A 15,268-nucleotide genomic window follows, 5' to 3' on the forward strand; every position below is an offset into this window, starting at 1 on the left:
TAGGAGGAGGCTAATCCGTGGGTATACCAAGAGGTGACGAAGGTGGTGCCGGTCAGCCAACCGCCTAGTGCTAGGAAAGCGCAGGGGAACAACAGTATCCCTGACCAACCTACGAATACGAAGCGATCGCGCTTGAGCCAGTCGTCTAGAACGTCAAACCACCCTCTACTAGGGGCACGTCCAACTGCGATGGTCATTAGAGCAAATCTCCAAATGTTTATAAGTACAGGTTGTATCTGTATTATAGATGGCGAAATAAAAGCCTTCTATAAGCAGAAAGTTAACCGGGTTGTTAACCAAGTTTACAATTTTTTACACACCTTTAATCATATTAGGTGTAAATCGCTAATTTTTCTAGGGGTTTTGTAATAAAAATTAATTTTTTATCCAGATGAGGTAGATAAAGCAGAGGAGCAGAGAGGAAAGAGGTAATTTGAATTCTCCCCCTTGCGCCCTGCCCTCTGCCTCTTCTAATGCCCATTTCCCTAGAATCACTCAGCTGACGCTAAAATGAGTCCACAGTTAAATTTGATTATTGCTAAATGTTTACCATCGATTTAAGCATCAGAAACACTGCTTTCCCTATCTCAGTACAACGTAAGTCAGCAGAGGATGCGGAGGCTGTATATCAGCTAATTTTGGCAGCAATTCGCTCTGGGAATCCTGACATTGTGGAACTCAAGTGTGAGGGTAAGACAGAGAAGAAAATTGCTGTCCGCGCTAGTGAAATTTCTGGGGTGCAGATTGTTCAGAAAGATGGTACAACCCCTGGTGGTGGCAGACCACCTGGATTTTTCGCTGTAGCTGCTGAGTAACCAAGGTTGACAAATGGCTCAAGTGGGCATTGAGGTCAAGGATTTAAATTTCAGTTGGCCAAATGGAGAGAAAGTTATCAAATCTTGCTCTTTAGAAGTACCCAAGGGTGAGTTTTGGATGCTCTTGGGTACAAATGGCAGTGGAAAATCAACGTTACTTAGACTGCTGGCGGGGTTATTGGCTCCTGAATCTGGTGAAATTCGGGTTTTGCACCCCGTTGGTTTTGTTTTCCAAAATCCAGATCATCAACTGGTAATGCCAACGGTTGGTGCTGATGTGGCTTTTGGATTGGTGGAAGAAAAGTTGCCACCTGCTGCCACTAGAGCCAGGGTTGAGGAGGCGCTGGGAGCGGTAAATTTGCTTACCCTCCAACGACGACCTATTTATGCACTCTCTGGCGGACAGAAACAACGAGTGGCGATCGCAGGTGCGATCGCCCGTCGCTGTGAAGTCTTATTATTAGATGAACCCACTGCCTTACTAGATCCAGATAGCCAGTTAGATTTAGTTGCTAGTGTCCGTCGTCTTGTCAAAAGTCGAGGGATCACAGCCTTGTGGGTAACACATCGATTAGACGAGTTAAATTACTGTGACGGCGCTTTTTTGTTAGAAAAAGGCTCTCTGGTAGATAAAGGTGAAGCCCAACGCCTTAAACAACGTCTAATGGAGGTACACAGCGAAGCATCTTAATTGAGTGCTGAGTGCTGAGTAATGAGTGCTGAGTAATGAGTGCTGAGTGAATAAGTACAATTCATTGTACTTAGCACTCCTGAATACTACTAAGAAAGAACTGTAACGCGCCTTTTAAATAAAGGCGCGTTTTAAGTTGGTGCGTCTATCTTAGGTTGTAGTTTTATGAGGTTGCCGTATTTTTTATTCTGTGTAGCATAGTGTTACAGACAATGCATCAATTATTATAAAACTTATGAATGAATTTTGTTAACTCTAGAAAATTGTGATTAAAAACCATGCCCCGTTCCTTACTCCAAGCCGTTTTGTTAGTGGACGGCTACAATATAATAGGCGCTTGGCCTTGCCTTAAAAAAACGCGTGATAGCGTTGGATTAGAGGCCGCACGGGGCGAACTTGTGGAAGCAATGACTGGTTATAGTGCGTTTCAAGGTTATACAACTCAGATAGTTTTTGATGCCCAATATCAGAATTCTTCTAGCAATAAAGAAATAATTACTGAGCTTTTATCAGTTTATTACACTGATTTTGGGCAGACGGCAGATACTTACATTGAAAAATCCTGTGCTTCTTTTCGTCACCAAATAGCCCAATCTTTAATTTCTCGTGTGATTGTTGCTACATCAGATCGGGCGCAGCAGTTGATGATACAGGGGTATGGGGCTGAATGGTTGTCGGCGCAACAACTTTGTGGGGAAGTGGAAGCTACTGTCTGCCGGATGCGACAAAAATATCATACGCGCAAGCAATCGAAGAGTAGATTTTTAGCTAATGCTATTGATGCTAAAGCACGGCAGCGTCTGGCTGAATTACGAATGGGATTACAGTAGATAATCTAGTATCTAAGAGTCTCTGCTTAAGTTCCTGAATGGATTTTGGCTTCAAAAATTATCTAAATTAAGCATCTAAAAAAAAATATTGGCGAAAGTACTTGCCAAATCTTATTTTTAGCCCTACTATTATAAATCGTGAGTGGTCCTCAGTAGCTCAGTGGTAGAGCGATCGACTGTTAATCGATTGGTCGCTGGTTCGAATCCAGCCTGGGGAGTTTATCAATTTTGGATTTTAAATTTTGGATTCTAGATTATCCATCACAGACTTATGGTCGCTTGACTCGGCTGTGACTTTTCTGAATCATGGGTCTTTTGGTGCTTGTCCTAAACAAGTGCTGGAGTTTCAACAAACATTGCGATCGCAGTTAGAACAGGAACCCCTACGCTTTTTTGGTAGGGAGTGGGAACCTCTGCTAGATGATGCCAGAAGTAAGCTGGCGGCGTTTGTGGGTGCTGATGTGCAGGATTTGGTATTTGTCCCCAATGCAACGACTGGCGTTAATTCGGTGTTAAGGTCGCTGACGTTTTCACCAGAGGACGAAATACTTACAACTAACCACGAATATAATGCTTGCCGCAATGCACTTGATTTTATTGCCAGTCGCACTGGTGCGCGGGTGGTGGTGGCAAAACTTCCTTTCCCGATTGACTCGCCACAGCAAGTAGTTGCAGCAGTAATTGAGCGAGTTTCACCAAAAACACGATTAGCACTTTTGGATCATGTTACCAGCCAGACAGGTCTAATTTTCCCGATTCAAGAGTTGGTGAAGGAGTTGCAACAACGGGGTGTAAATACATTGGTAGATGGGGCACATGCGCCTGGAATGATTCCCCTCGATTTGCGAGAGATTGGCGCAACTTATTACACCGGGAATTGTCATAAATGGCTGTGTGCGCCCAAAGGGGCAGCATTTTTGTATGTGCGACGAGATAAACAGTCAGAAATTCGTCCTCTGACAATTAGCCACGGGACAAATTCGCCACGCACTGATAAAAGCCGCTTTCAGTTGGAATTTGACTGGACAGGTACAGACGATCCTACAGCTTATATGTGTGTGCCAGAAGCGATCGCTTTTATGGGTTCGTTGCTACCTGGTGGGTGGGCAGAATTGAGACAGCAAAATCATCAGCTAGTGTTGCAGGGAAGACAGCTACTTTGTGAAGCGCTGGAGGTGCAGCCGCCTTGTCCAAAGGAGATGATTGGTTCAATGGCGGTTGTGCCAATGCCTGCGACTTTGGAAAATCGCGATTTCATGTCTATACATGATGAATTGTTTGATAAGTTTGGTATTCAAGTGCAGGTGATGCCGTGGCCGGAAAAACCTCGGCTGTTGGTAAGGATTTCGGCACAGATTTACAATACTTTAGAGCAGTATGAGTATTTAGGAAGGGTTCTAAAGGGGTTGCTTTCAGGTTAATCTAGTTTCAGGAAACTGGCGATCGCATCAATGGTTTGTTCTGCACTTGTAGCAGTAAACATTGGGCCAGCAGCCAAATAAATATTTTTCTCAGATACCAAGTTTAAGACAATATTATAACTAGTTGAACTTGTGCCTGTTACTGTGTCAATTGTGACTGCATCCATGTTCAGCCCTGATATTTCTGAGAGTTTAGCTTCAGTAACTTTTTGCCCAAGCCAACCTTTTCGTTCGATAGTCGCTTTGTCAAGGGTTTTATCGAAAATGCAAATGATTATGCCATTCATCAGCATATAAATAATGCATACAGCACCACTTGCAATCAAGAATAAACCTAGAGGATAAGTCCACAAACGACTATCTTCATGAATTGTTAATTTTGGTTCTCGTGAGTTTTTAAGAAAGGCATTAATTTGTCTAGCCTTTGATTCCTTGTGAGTGCTGTCTGCATTTACTAAATCTATCGGAATTGAACCATTACTTGTCATAAGTACCAAGGGATAACTATTCCCAGTAGTATTAGTGTCTAGTTTTGCACCTATCACCTCTTTGAGATTCCAAGTTTTAACTTGAGATTTTAAAATACTTTTGGTGATTAATTGGCAACTTTCTTGAGTAGGTTCAACCCGATTACAAGTAAATGTAGTTGTCTTTGCCAGTGTCGCGATCAATAAAACGCCTCCTGCCACAAATAATCCGCCAAAGAACCAGTAGAGGATGGCTGCTGGCTTAAGTTGTAGTTTCAATAATGTTTGAGTTTGCTCTAAGATTTTGAGTCTCATTGTTGTAACTGTAGTCTTTACTCAAAGCAGCCTACACACAAAATTTAGATTTCCGTATCACAGATTGAAATGATTTAGTTTTAAATCTCGTGTTAAAAAGCTTTGTGGCTTGTCATGATATGGCAAAACCACATACCCAAGAACTAGATCGCAAAGACATTATCGGGCTAGTGCTATTCTTTTAGGTGATTGCACTTAAATTGCTGAAACTAGGATAACGCTTTACATGACTTCTGGAGCGCTGCCTGCCAATCCTTTTGTAGCTGCGGGGATGATTGAAGATCCCAGGCTGTTTGTCGGTCGTAAAGATGAATTACACGCGATCGCATCTCGGATGAAGGGCGATCAGCCTACAAGTATTAATATAGTTGGCGAGAAGCACATTGGTAAATCTTCGTTGCTGCATTATTTCGTTCTGACTTGGCAGCAGCGAGTATTAAACAACAGCAATAGTTATGTGGTAATTTACCTACCGTTACGGGGTGTAGATTGCCAAACTGAAACGGGTTTCTATGAGGCTGTGGCTGAAGGTTTACTGAATCACGTTCAGGGATGGCAACAACGCAGTCTGCAAAATTGTTGGAAGACTAAACCGCTTAATCGGCAAGCTTTTTCAGATGCGGTTAAGCAATGGAAACAGCAAGGAAAGCTACCCGTTCTCTGTTTGGATGATTTTGAAAGCCTTTTGAAATATCCCGATAAATTCGATAATGGATTTTATGACAATTTGCGATCGCTGATGGATAGCAATGCCTTGATGCTAGTGGTGGCTTCGCGTAAACAACTGGATGTTTATGCTAACGAGCATCGGTTTGTCTCTAGTTTTTTCAATATTGGTCACACGATTTCTTTGAATGAACTAACTACAGACGAGGCTATTGAACTGTCGCGCTTACCAACTCGCTCTACAAATGGTGCAGCTTTGAGTGTAGACGAACAGAATCATGCCCAGCAATGGGGCGATCGTCATCCTTACAAGTTGCAATTGGCTGGTTACTATTTGTGGGAAGCACGTCAACAAGGCAAGGCAATCAAGTGGGCTAAACAGCAGTTTGAACTACAGCTTACTAAAGCTAAATCCCCATCCAAGGGACAGCGATGGCAATTATGGCTGCGTCGGTTAGTTTGGGATTTACCAGTGCGTCTAGGTAAGATACCCCAATTCATTGGTGTAACTGTAGGTGATATCGGCAACTGGATTACTGGGTTAGTCATGCTGCTTTTACCAGTTTTGGTTTTGGTGGGTGTGGTGGACTGGAATGAAGTTTGGGATTATGTGCGCGACAAGCTGGGGATAAAGTAGCAATGAGTAACACGTCTCCAGCATCAGGCTTTTGGAATTATGTGGCTGAATGTGTGCGCCTGCTGTATTGGATTTACTTCAAGCCTTTTACCTTTGAACGTTGGCTGCGCGATATCCATCCAGAACTAAAGCCGACAGATGACCCCTTTGCTAAACGGACTGAGTTTCGTACTAACCCCCGCCTGCGTCGCTATGCTGGGCAAGTTTGGTGGCTAACTGCTGTAGTCCCGATGTTTGCCGTGTTCCTGGTAGCACCAGTTTACACTCTTATTAGTGGTGAGTCATTTAACTGGTTTAAAAGCTGTATTTTCTTGGTGGGCTGGTTTATAGGAAGAGTTGTAAACCGTGGTGGTAATAAAAATAGGCTAGTTATTTTGCTTGTTGCTGTCCTTAGCATGTTTTTAACATATCAATTTTTATCAAGCGTGGAGTTCGATGTGGCGTTCGGTATGGCGTTCGGTGGGGCGGTAGGCTTGGTGATAGGCTTGGCGGGAGGCGTGGCAGTAGGCTTGGGAGGAGTCCTGGCAGGAGGCCTGCCAGGAGGCATGGTGTTTGGCGTGGCGGTAGGTGTGGTATTCGGCGTGACGGTAAGCGTGGTGTTCAGTGTGGCCGTAGGCGTGGCAGTAGGCGTGGTGTTGAGTGTGGTGCTAGGCGTGGGGTTCGGCGTGGCAGTAGGTGTGGCAGTAGGTGTGGCATTCGGCGTGGGGTTCGGCGTGGTGTGGATTTTGGGTGTGTTGCGGGTTTACTTCTGGTTGCCAGAATTACTATGGATACTCACCCTGTTCTTGTTGTCTAGCAATGGAAAGCGGGTAAATTGTTTGCGATATCTGCCGCCTCGCTTTGATGAATTGATTATTTTGCCTCTGCCTTTCATGGATGTGATGATTGTAGAGGCTTATCGAAAGGACCCAATCGCTGCCCGTGAGACTATTAATTATCTAATTACATCCACCAATCAGCAAAAAGTTGCAGCACAGGCAATTTCTGGTATTGCTGTAGATATTGTCAACCGTTGTCAAAGGTTGAGCGATATTGTAGAGATTGCCAACCAACTAGCTTGGATTCCCTCACCATCACCAAAGGAACTTGGCACTGTACTACCCCAATTTTTAGAAATCAGCCAGAATGTACGGGCATCAGAGGAAGCAACTTCACATTATCGTAAATATGAGTTACTGAACATTCCCATCAATGCATTACGCCAACTGGGGCAAAGTCTAGCTTTGACAAAAGATGCTCGCGTTGCTGTCTCTTTTGGTAACACTGCACAAAGCTGGCTAACTATATTAGAAACGGCGCAACGCACTTTAGAGGAACAGGCACAGCAATCAAAAGAAATTCGGCAAGTTTATATTGCTGGTAATTCGCTAGACCCCAAAACAGCAAAGAATCGTTTCAAAGGGCGAATTGACATATTTCGGGAAATCGAATCTTTGGCGCTTTCTGAGCAACCGCCAGTGTTGTTACTCTATGGTGGACGGAGAACAGGGAAAACTTCAGCGCTGAAATATCTCCCTTACAGAATACAAGCAAATATTGTACCTTTGCTGATAGATTTACAAGGAGCAGCATCAGCCACAACGTTAAAAGGATTGGCTGAGAATTTAGCTCAACAAATTATCGAAGCTGCACGGCGATTACCCCGCAAAGTATTCTTGCCTAATCCAGATGCCAATAAACTAGCTGAAGATCCATTTCCTGCGCTGCAAACTTGGTTAGCAGAAATAGAACGCAACAACTCTGGTAAGCAATTTCTTCTCTGTTTAGATGAATATGAACGCCTGGGTGAGGTAGTGAAAGCAACAAGCAGCCGTGCGCCGCTCAATTTTATCCGTAACCTGCTGCAACACCAACGCAAGTGGATTTTACTTTTTAGTGGTTCACAGGAGTTATCTGAACTTGATGATTACTGGAGTGACTATCTAATTAACACCCGTGCTTTGCGGATGACTTACCTGCACGAGTTAGAAGCCCGCGATTTGATTCAACAGCCAGTAGAGAACTTCCGCAATATCTATGAACCAACTGCTGTAGATGAAATTATCCAACTTACTCGCTGTCAACCTTATCTCGTTCAGCTGGTGTGTTATGAGGTGGTGGAGTTGCTAAACCGCGATATCAGAAGAAACAGGCGAGAAGCAGATACAGCAATAGCTACTGCACAGGATGTTCAAGAAGTTATACCTGTTGTACTTGAGCGAGGCGATCAGTATTTTCGGGAATTATGGAGGAGTTTAGCAGATAGCGATCGCTCTCTCCTGCGCCGGATAATCTACGGGGAAACTCCCACACAGCAAGACAAAGGCGTTGTCCGCAAACTAACGCGAAAAGAAATCTTGACTCCAGAAGGCAATGCTTTTCAAGTGCCTTTAGTACAAAAATATATAGAACAGTTGCTAGAAGAAGAGTAATATAACAACCCTATAGTGGTTCTCGCTTGGGTGCAGTACATTTTTGACCTCTCTCCAAACCTCTCTCCTAAAAAGAGAGAGGCTTTGAATCTTACTCCCCTTCCCTTGAAGGGAAGGGGCTGGGGGTTAGGTCTGTATTTCATGCAATTGGGAACCGCTATATTCAAAATTTTCATCGTGATGTGGCAACCGACATCGCTACAGACATAACCAATGTCGCTACAGTCATGACGGAAGTTGCTACAGCCTACGCGAAACACGGAAACGTCAAGGCGGAAGTCACTACAGGGAAGGCAGAAGTTGCTACAGCCTGCGCGAAACACGGAAACGTCAAGGCGGAAGTCACTACAGGGAAGGCGGAAGTTGCTACAGCCTGCGCGAAACACGGAAACGTCAAGGCAGAAGTTACTACAGGGAAGGCAGAAGTTGCTACAGCCTGCGCGAAACACGGAAACGTCAAGGCAGAAGTTACTACAGGGAAGGCAGAAGTTGCTACAGACACGACCCATGTCGCTACCGTTGCAGCTTTGGGCTGTAGTAGCTTTTTATAGCAGTTGAAATATACGTTTAGAACATAAACTGATCGTAAAACGCCGACATCAAGACACTTGCAAGCCTATTGCCTATTGCCTGTTCCCTGCTATAAATTCAACTTAACTATGAAATATCACAGTCAGTAAAGGCAGGAACGCCAACAAAAAGCCATGCCAGGATTGTAATTGAGCTTCTGGGGTTGCTTCTGGTGGTGCTAATAAAGCTTCTACTCTTTGTTCTAAACGATCTGCACCAGAGGAACCCAATGCAGCACAGCAAATTTCTGATAAAACGGGGCTGCTACTTACCACTAATAAAAGTGATTCTGCTAACACCAGAGGGTCTACCTGCAATGCTGCATAACCATCAGCACGAAGTTCGCGCAAAGCTAACAGTTCTTCCCACAAAGGCTCTGTATTTGGCAACCATGCGGTGCAAGAACGTACCCAACCCAGCCAGAAAAACCAGAACGTATCCCTGTAATGGTGATGCCCTTGCTCATGGGCTAAGACGCTTTCTAAATGAGCCGGTGAGAGAGTTTGTACTAATCCTTGGCTAACCACTAGCTCTGGTTGCCAAAAACCGATTTGACCAGCAAACAACGCGCCTGTTTGCAGCAGTCTGGCTCGTCTATCGCCAACATTTACTAAAGGACAGTTACGGGCAGATTCTACAGACTGCCAACCCTGGAAGGCAAGTTTAATGCATGAAATGGCAAAAAATGCCAAATAAATTAATGCTAGTAAATAGCTAATTGAGCCTGTATACATGCCGCCCATTTGCCCTTGAGGCCCCATGAACAGCACAGCGATCGCAGTCATGAAAATTAGCAAGGGCGGGAAGAGGAACAAAAATAGCGATCGCTGCCACCGCCGACTCCAACTGCCTTGATGTTGATTCCAAGCGGATCTTAACCACCAGGCGACTGCCAAAGCATTCAAAATCATTATCAGATGCATCATTGTTCCTCCCTGGCTTGGCGTGCAGATTGAATCCGTTTGGCGATCGCTGCTATTTGCTCACTAGCTGCTTCATCCAGACTATCAGCAAAGGCTGCAATAACATCGGGGTTCCCCACCGCCAGAAATCGCTGTAACTGCTCATGAGCTTTGATAACATCTGATTGCTGCTTACTCAGCATTGGCCGCCAATAAAATGCCCGCTCTTTTTTATCGCAGGCTAACCAACCTTTATCAGTGAGGCGACGTAAAACGGTAGTGACAGAAGTATAGGCTAATTCGCGGTTGGGATCGGTCAAAATGCGATCGTGTACATCCTTGACTGTGGCTGAACCAAGTTCCCAGATGATATTTAAAATTTCCGCTTCTAAGGGGCCTAAAGATAGTTGTTTAGGGCGGTAGTCTGGTAAAGGTGCCATAGCGATTTCGATTTGAGATTTTGGATAAGCGGAGTGGAGGTGAAAATTTCGGTTTTTATTTGGCTAGGTTAGTCAGTATGCGTAGTGGTGCTAACTTGGAATGCCAAATACAGCTTTAGAAAGTCTGTTCTTGTTTTAGATTACAGGATAATGCAGTAAGTCTGAAAGTCTATAGGCATAAAAGTAAACTTTTTGAGTGTTTATATATTGAATGGGTTACATAGTGCATTCTGATGCTCAAAAAATCCCTGAGAGTAATTGTAACTATAGTTAGTGTCACCAACTGGGTAGAATGTTATTTGCGGCAGTTGTATTAAAGCAGGTGTATCCAGCACGTGAAGCTATTTGTATACCACACTCCTGAATTGACTCCAACGGGTAAAGCGCCAGAATGTGCGATCGCTGTCGATGTTTTGCGGGCTACTAGCACAATAGCGACAGTTTTGGCAGCTGGAGGCGAAGCTGTACAAGTATTCAGCGATTTAGATAAGTTAGTTGAAGTTAGCGAAAAATGGCCCGCTGAAAAACGGCTGCGAGCTGGAGAACGCGGTGGCGCGAAAGTACCTGGCTTTGAGTTGGGTAACTCTCCCCTCGATTGCACACCAGAATTAGTGCAGGGGCGACGGTTGTTTATCAGTACCACTAATGGCACTCGTGCTTTACAACGGGTACAAGACTCCCCAAATCTATTAGCAGCAGCCTTGATTAACCGGGCGGCGGTAGTGCAATTTATTCTGGAGAAGCAACCAGAGACAGTGTGGATTGTCGGTTCCGGTTGGGAAGGTAGCTTTTCTTTAGAGGATACAGTTTGTGCGGGTGCGATCGCTCATAGTATTTTACAACAAACACAGTTGTCACCAGAAGAACTAGCTGGTAACGATGAAGTGGTTGGTGCGATCGCTCTTTACTCTCAGTGGCAAGATAACTTATTAGGATTATTCCACCAAGCTAGTCACGGCCAACGATTGTTGCGTCTTGACTGTCTAGATGATTTAAAATATTGTTCCCAAACTGATATTTTAGATGTTTTGCCAATACAACATGAAACGGGAGTATTAAAAAGTCAAAAGAAATAGCGAATGGGGAGTGAAGAAGGGAATAGGTTACAGGGTACAGATTATTCCATACCACCTGTCACCTCTCTCATAATTCCCCATGCCCAATTCTCAATTCTGTGAGCATTTGCCGAAGTCTTTGTCGCCAATGGGGGGGATAATTCCCTAGAATTGCTGAAATTTTTCCACAAGCAAGCACAGAATAGGCTGGGCGACTGGCTGGTGTAGGATATTCGCCAGATGTAATGGGGACAATCCGTTCAACTTTCAAAGGGAAGCCTAGCTGTTGGGCTTCTTCAAAAATGGCAACTGCAAAGTCATACCAGCTAGCAACGCCGCTATTAGTGTAGTGATAAGTGCCACTAATTTCTGGGGTTAACTGGGGAATCGTCTGGGCGATGACTGCGGCTATATCTTGCGCCCAAGTCGGGCTACCAATTTGATCGGCGACAACACGGAGTTCTTGGCGCTCTGCTCCTAGTCGCAGCATTGTTTTGACAAAATTACTTTTCCCAAAGGTTCCATAAACCCAAGCAGTACGGAGGATGAGGTGATGGGCGCAGGCTTCCCGAATTGCTTCTTCTCCAGTAAGCTTGGTTTTACCATAAACACTCAATGGATTAGTTGCATCGGTTTCTTGGTAAGGGCGATACCCATTACCATCAAAAACATAATCGGTTGAAATATGAATTAGAAAAGCTCCTAATTTTTGGCTTTCTTGGGCAATAATTAGGGGTGCAGTAGCATTAATAGCGATCGCAAGTTCGGATTCGCTTTCTGCTTTGTCCACAGCAGTGTAAGCAGCAGCGTTAATGATAATTTGCGGCTGCTTTGCTCTAATAAAGTTGCGGAGGTTATCGGGTTGGGCAAGGTCTACTATTGGGCGTGCTACTGAGATAACATCGCCATAGCTTGAGAGGATTTGTTCTAGTTCCTTACCCACTTGACCGTTGCTACCAATCAGCAAAATTGATTTAGTCATTTGTCATTTGTCATTTGTCATTTGTCCAAGAGAAGCCACGCCCACTCTTTAACGTGGTTTGAATTAGTTCGATGAAAGACAAAGTTTTTCCGCACACTATAAAAGTAAGCTTAGGGTATAGCAAGAGGCTGGGTATCTGACCAATGACCAATGAGCAATGACCAATGACTACTTAATCAAATACTTCAGCAGTTCTCAAAGGTTTCCCGGCTTGGTCTTTAGCTGATAAAATCGGTGTCCCACCCACAGGCCAATCTATCGCTAAATCTGGATCGTTCCATAAAATTGTGCGATCGCCTTGGGGTGCGTAGTAATCTGTAGCTTTATAGAGAACTTCGGCTATTTCTGAAAGCACAAGAAACCCGTGAGCAAAGCCTGGTGGTATCCATAGTAGGCGTTTGTTCTCAGCACTGAGTTCATAACCCACCCATTTACCGAAGGTAGCTGAACTTTTTCTAATATCTACAGCTACGTCAAAGATAGTGCCAACAATAGCCCGGACAAGTTTACCTTGGGGCTGTTGAATTTGGTAATGCAATCCCCGCAGAACGTTTTGTTTAGAGCAAGAGTGGTTATCTTGGACAAAGTTGGCAATAATACCAGTATCTTGGGCAAATTTTCGATCGTTGTAGGCTTCAAAAAAGAACCCGCGATCGTCTGCAAATACCTTGGGTTCGAGTTGTATAACTTCAGGAATTTTGGTCTGTACGATACTCATCAATATTATTTTGAGTAACCCACCACAGTGTTAATTGTGAGAGTAATTTAATGCTTGTATTTTACAGCTAGTAGGTAACACTTCGACCGTGGCTTTTCCTCTTTTCAACAAGTAAATCAGGTTAGTTCAATTTGACAGTCATCACCAATTAGAAATCGTAAGGCTTTGGGGCGGCGAGGTGCAAGAGTCAATTGTGCCCGTTGCCCAATCACACTATCAATAATGCGCTGATGAATTCCGGCAATTTTAGCGCCTTCTAAAATCACGCTGTGTTCTAAATCAGTATCAACAAGTGTCGCATTGTTGGCAATGCTACTATAAGGGCCAATAAAGCAGTTTTCTAAATGACAATTGCTACCAATGACTACTGGCCCCCGAATTGTGCAGTTAATTACTTTAGATTTTGCCCCGATTTGGACTCGTCCAATAATCTGACTTTGGGCATCGATTTCGCCAAGAACTGATGCTGTCAGATAGGTATCGAGAATCAATCGGTTGGCTTCTAATAAGTCATCTTTTTTACCAGTGTCAAGCCACCAACCTTGAAGATTATATGCTAAAACTTGCTTATTCTGATTAATTAGGTATTGAATAGCATCAGTGATTTCTAGTTCGCCTCTGGCAGAAGGTTGGATATTTGCGATCGCATCAAAGATGAGGTAAGAAAAAAAATAAACCCCTACTAATGCCAGATTTGAAGGAGGAACTTTGGGTTTTTCAATTAACTGTAATACCCGTCCTGTATCATCTACCTCAGCCACACCAAAGGCGCTAGGGTTGGCAACTGAACGCAAGAGAATCAGAGCATCTGGCTGTTGTTGACTAAATTGTTGCAGAAAGTAACGTAACTCCCCTAGTTGAATCAGGTTATCGCCCAAATACATGACAAAGGGAGAATTTTCTAAAAAGGGATGGGCAATTTGGACGGCGTGAGCAAGTCCGAGCGGCTGCTCTTGGACAATGTAGGTGATGTTTGCTCCAAAGTATTCTCCATTTCCGGTTTTCCCTTGGACTTCTGCTCCAGTTTCTGGGCTGATGATAATGCCAATATCAGTAATCCCAGCAGCGACCATTTCTTCAATGCCATACCATAAAACAGGTTTATTAGCAACTGGTACGAGTTGTTTGGCTCCGCTATAAGTTAGGGGACGTAGGCGTGTACCTTTACCGCCAGAAAGAATTAGTGCTTTCATAGGGATTGAGGATTAATTATGAGTCAATAGTCAAGATAATCTGAAATCTGGACAAAATCCTAAATCCTGGTATCTAAATTCTCGCTTTAGTTATTTTTTATATGTAACGGGATAATACTTCGACGGTTGCTTTTCCTGTTTTTTCCCAACTGAATTGTTGCGAATGAGTGATACCCTGGCTAGAAAGGTGGGATCGCAGTGCCGAATCAGTTGCGATCGCCTGCATCGCCTCTGTAATTTCTCCAGTGTTGTATGGATCAATCAGAATCGCCGCGTCTCCAGCCACTTCTGGTAAGGAGGAGAGATTGGAGGTAATGACAGGAGTGCCACAAGCCATTGCTTCGAGGACAGGTAAACCAAAGCCTTCCCAGAGGCTGGGGAAAACCAGAGCGATCGCTTCATTGATGATTTTTGGCAATTCGCTATATGGTACATAGTCTAGGAACTTTACCTGATTAGTTATAGATAGTTCCGCAACTTGCGATTTTAAAGTTGGGGTGTAACGCGAATCACTGGGTCCTACTAACCATAGTTCATAGTCTTTGCAGTTTGGTAACGCAGCAAAAGCAGCGATCAGCCGCTGTATATTTTTGTAAGGCTCTTGGCGGCCAATGTAGAGAAAGTAGTTGCGGGTGGGTAGATTGAGAGGGCGAAAGTGAGTGCGATCGTAAGCGAGGGGAATGGGCGTAATTTTGTTTGCAGGAATTCCGTAAAAGTTAGTGATATCCTCAGCCGTAGTCTGGGAGATGCAAATAATGTGTTGCGCTTGCTTAAGAACTTGGGGAGTGTAGTAGCGGTGGTAAGGTATGAGTGGTGAAAAGCGTTTGGGAAAGCGCAACGGTATCATGTCAAAAGACGTGATTACAAAACGACAATTGGTATAAAGAGGTGCTTCTGGAAGTGGGGAGAATAAAAGACTAGATTTGAGGCTATTATAAATTTTTGGTAGTTTAAATTGTGTCCATCTCAGGCGGCGTAAATGACCTTTAATACCTTGTTCTGACGTTTGATTTACAGGAGTTTGATAGGAATTATAGTTAGGAAAATATTGTGAAGTTAAAAGTGTTGGGTGAAGTGATTTTAAGTGAGGTAAAAGATTAAAAGCATAAGTCGTAGTCCCTGTAGGTTTAGTAAGTATAAATGAAAGGTTAATTA

The 15,268-nt window shown here is 43.9% G+C and carries 15 protein-coding genes, 1 tRNA gene and 1 pseudogene; 9 read left to right on the forward strand and 8 right to left on the reverse strand.

The annotated features are described in order from the left end of the window. Positions 1 to 197 (reverse strand): annotated as a pseudogene (locus GNF10_RS28235) (photosystem II D2 protein (photosystem q(a) protein)); the annotation flags it as partial. 345 nt (positions 198 to 542) lie between these two features. On the opposite strand from GNF10_RS28235, the gene GNF10_RS28240 reads away from it, so the two are divergent. The 5 genes from GNF10_RS28240 to GNF10_RS28260 all read left to right on the forward strand — a co-directional run bounded on the left by GNF10_RS28240 (position 543) and on the right by GNF10_RS28260 (position 3,757). Further along, entirely contained in the window at positions 543 to 815 is a 273-nt protein-coding gene (locus GNF10_RS28240; RefSeq protein WP_012410874.1) for a hypothetical protein, read from the forward strand. Positions 816 to 828: 13 nt separating this feature from the next. Next, positions 829 to 1,506, forward strand: coding sequence for an ABC transporter ATP-binding protein (locus GNF10_RS28245; protein WP_114082780.1), 678 nt, complete (start codon positions 829 to 831; stop codon positions 1,504 to 1,506). A gap of 278 nt (positions 1,507 to 1,784) precedes the next feature. Next, a complete protein-coding gene (locus GNF10_RS28250; RefSeq protein WP_114082779.1) occupies positions 1,785 to 2,336 on the forward strand; it encodes an NYN domain-containing protein in 552 nt (183 codons plus the stop codon). A 146-nt stretch (positions 2,337 to 2,482) separates the two neighbouring features. After that, positions 2,483 to 2,554 (forward strand) — tRNA-Asn (locus GNF10_RS28255). 24 nt (positions 2,555 to 2,578) lie between these two features. After that, positions 2,579 to 3,757, forward strand: a complete 1,179-nt coding sequence (locus tag GNF10_RS28260) for an aminotransferase class V-fold PLP-dependent enzyme (protein WP_221643510.1) — start codon at positions 2,579 to 2,581, stop codon at positions 3,755 to 3,757. Here the strand turns inward: GNF10_RS28260 and GNF10_RS28265 are convergent. Then, positions 3,754 to 4,539: a hypothetical protein gene (locus tag GNF10_RS28265; protein ID WP_185582305.1), complete on the reverse strand. Its 786-nt coding sequence runs from the start codon at positions 4,537 to 4,539 to the stop codon at positions 3,754 to 3,756. The two genes, GNF10_RS28260 and GNF10_RS28265, sit on opposite strands and share 4 nt — an antisense overlap. 226 nt (positions 4,540 to 4,765) lie before the next feature. On the opposite strand from GNF10_RS28265, the gene GNF10_RS28270 reads away from it, so the two are divergent. The 3 genes from GNF10_RS28270 to GNF10_RS28280 all read left to right on the forward strand — a co-directional run bounded on the left by GNF10_RS28270 (position 4,766) and on the right by GNF10_RS28280 (position 8,804). Then, complete coding sequence (locus GNF10_RS28270) at positions 4,766 to 5,842, forward strand: AAA family ATPase (RefSeq protein WP_185582306.1); 1,077 nt, start codon at positions 4,766 to 4,768, stop codon at positions 5,840 to 5,842. A 2-nt stretch (positions 5,843 to 5,844) separates the two neighbouring features. Beyond that, positions 5,845 to 8,253 carry an ATP-binding protein gene (locus tag GNF10_RS28275; protein ID WP_185582307.1) on the forward strand — a complete coding sequence of 803 codons (2,409 nt, stop codon included), beginning with the start codon at positions 5,845 to 5,847 and terminating at the stop codon, positions 8,251 to 8,253. Positions 8,254 to 8,435: 182 nt separating this feature from the next. After that, the gene (locus GNF10_RS28280; RefSeq protein WP_311774227.1) at positions 8,436 to 8,804 is read left to right on the forward strand and encodes a hypothetical protein; all 369 of its coding nucleotides are present in this window, start codon (positions 8,436 to 8,438) and stop codon (positions 8,802 to 8,804) included. A gap of 102 nt (positions 8,805 to 8,906) precedes the next feature. Here the strand turns inward: GNF10_RS28280 and GNF10_RS28285 are convergent, their stop codons facing one another. Next, on the reverse strand, positions 8,907 to 9,746 hold the full coding sequence (locus GNF10_RS28285) for a M56 family metallopeptidase (protein ID WP_185582316.1): 840 nt from the start codon (positions 9,744 to 9,746) through the stop codon (positions 8,907 to 8,909). Continuing rightward, entirely contained in the window at positions 9,746 to 10,165 is a 420-nt protein-coding gene (locus tag GNF10_RS28290; protein ID WP_185582308.1) for a BlaI/MecI/CopY family transcriptional regulator, read from the reverse strand. Before GNF10_RS28290 ends, GNF10_RS28285 begins: the two co-directional genes overlap by 1 nt. 335 nt (positions 10,166 to 10,500) lie before the next feature. On the opposite strand from GNF10_RS28290, the gene GNF10_RS28295 reads away from it, so the two are divergent. Further along, positions 10,501 to 11,241: a 2-phosphosulfolactate phosphatase family protein gene (locus GNF10_RS28295; protein ID WP_185582309.1), complete on the forward strand. Its 741-nt coding sequence runs from the start codon at positions 10,501 to 10,503 to the stop codon at positions 11,239 to 11,241. 67 nt (positions 11,242 to 11,308) lie between these two features. Here the strand turns inward: GNF10_RS28295 and rfbD are convergent, their stop codons facing one another. The 4 genes from rfbD to GNF10_RS28315 all read right to left on the reverse strand — a co-directional run bounded on the left by rfbD (position 11,309) and on the right by GNF10_RS28315 (position 15,266). After that, complete coding sequence (rfbD, locus tag GNF10_RS28300; protein ID WP_185582310.1) at positions 11,309 to 12,202, reverse strand: dTDP-4-dehydrorhamnose reductase; 894 nt, start codon at positions 12,200 to 12,202, stop codon at positions 11,309 to 11,311. Positions 12,203 to 12,374: 172 nt separating this feature from the next. Further along, complete coding sequence (gene rfbC, locus GNF10_RS28305) at positions 12,375 to 12,920, reverse strand: dTDP-4-dehydrorhamnose 3,5-epimerase (protein WP_185582311.1); 546 nt, start codon at positions 12,918 to 12,920, stop codon at positions 12,375 to 12,377. Positions 12,921 to 13,036: 116 nt separating this feature from the next. Then, positions 13,037 to 14,113, reverse strand: a complete 1,077-nt coding sequence (locus GNF10_RS28310; protein WP_185582312.1) for a glucose-1-phosphate thymidylyltransferase — start codon at positions 14,111 to 14,113, stop codon at positions 13,037 to 13,039. Positions 14,114 to 14,210: 97 nt separating this feature from the next. Beyond that, complete coding sequence (locus tag GNF10_RS28315; RefSeq protein ID WP_311774228.1) at positions 14,211 to 15,266, reverse strand: glycosyltransferase family 1 protein; 1,056 nt, start codon at positions 15,264 to 15,266, stop codon at positions 14,211 to 14,213. Positions 15,267 to 15,268: the final 2 nt, after the last annotated feature.

It is taken from the genome of Nostoc sp. UCD121, from assembly GCF_014222285.1.
Taxonomy (GTDB): Bacteria; Cyanobacteriota; Cyanobacteriia; order Cyanobacteriales; family Nostocaceae; genus Nostoc.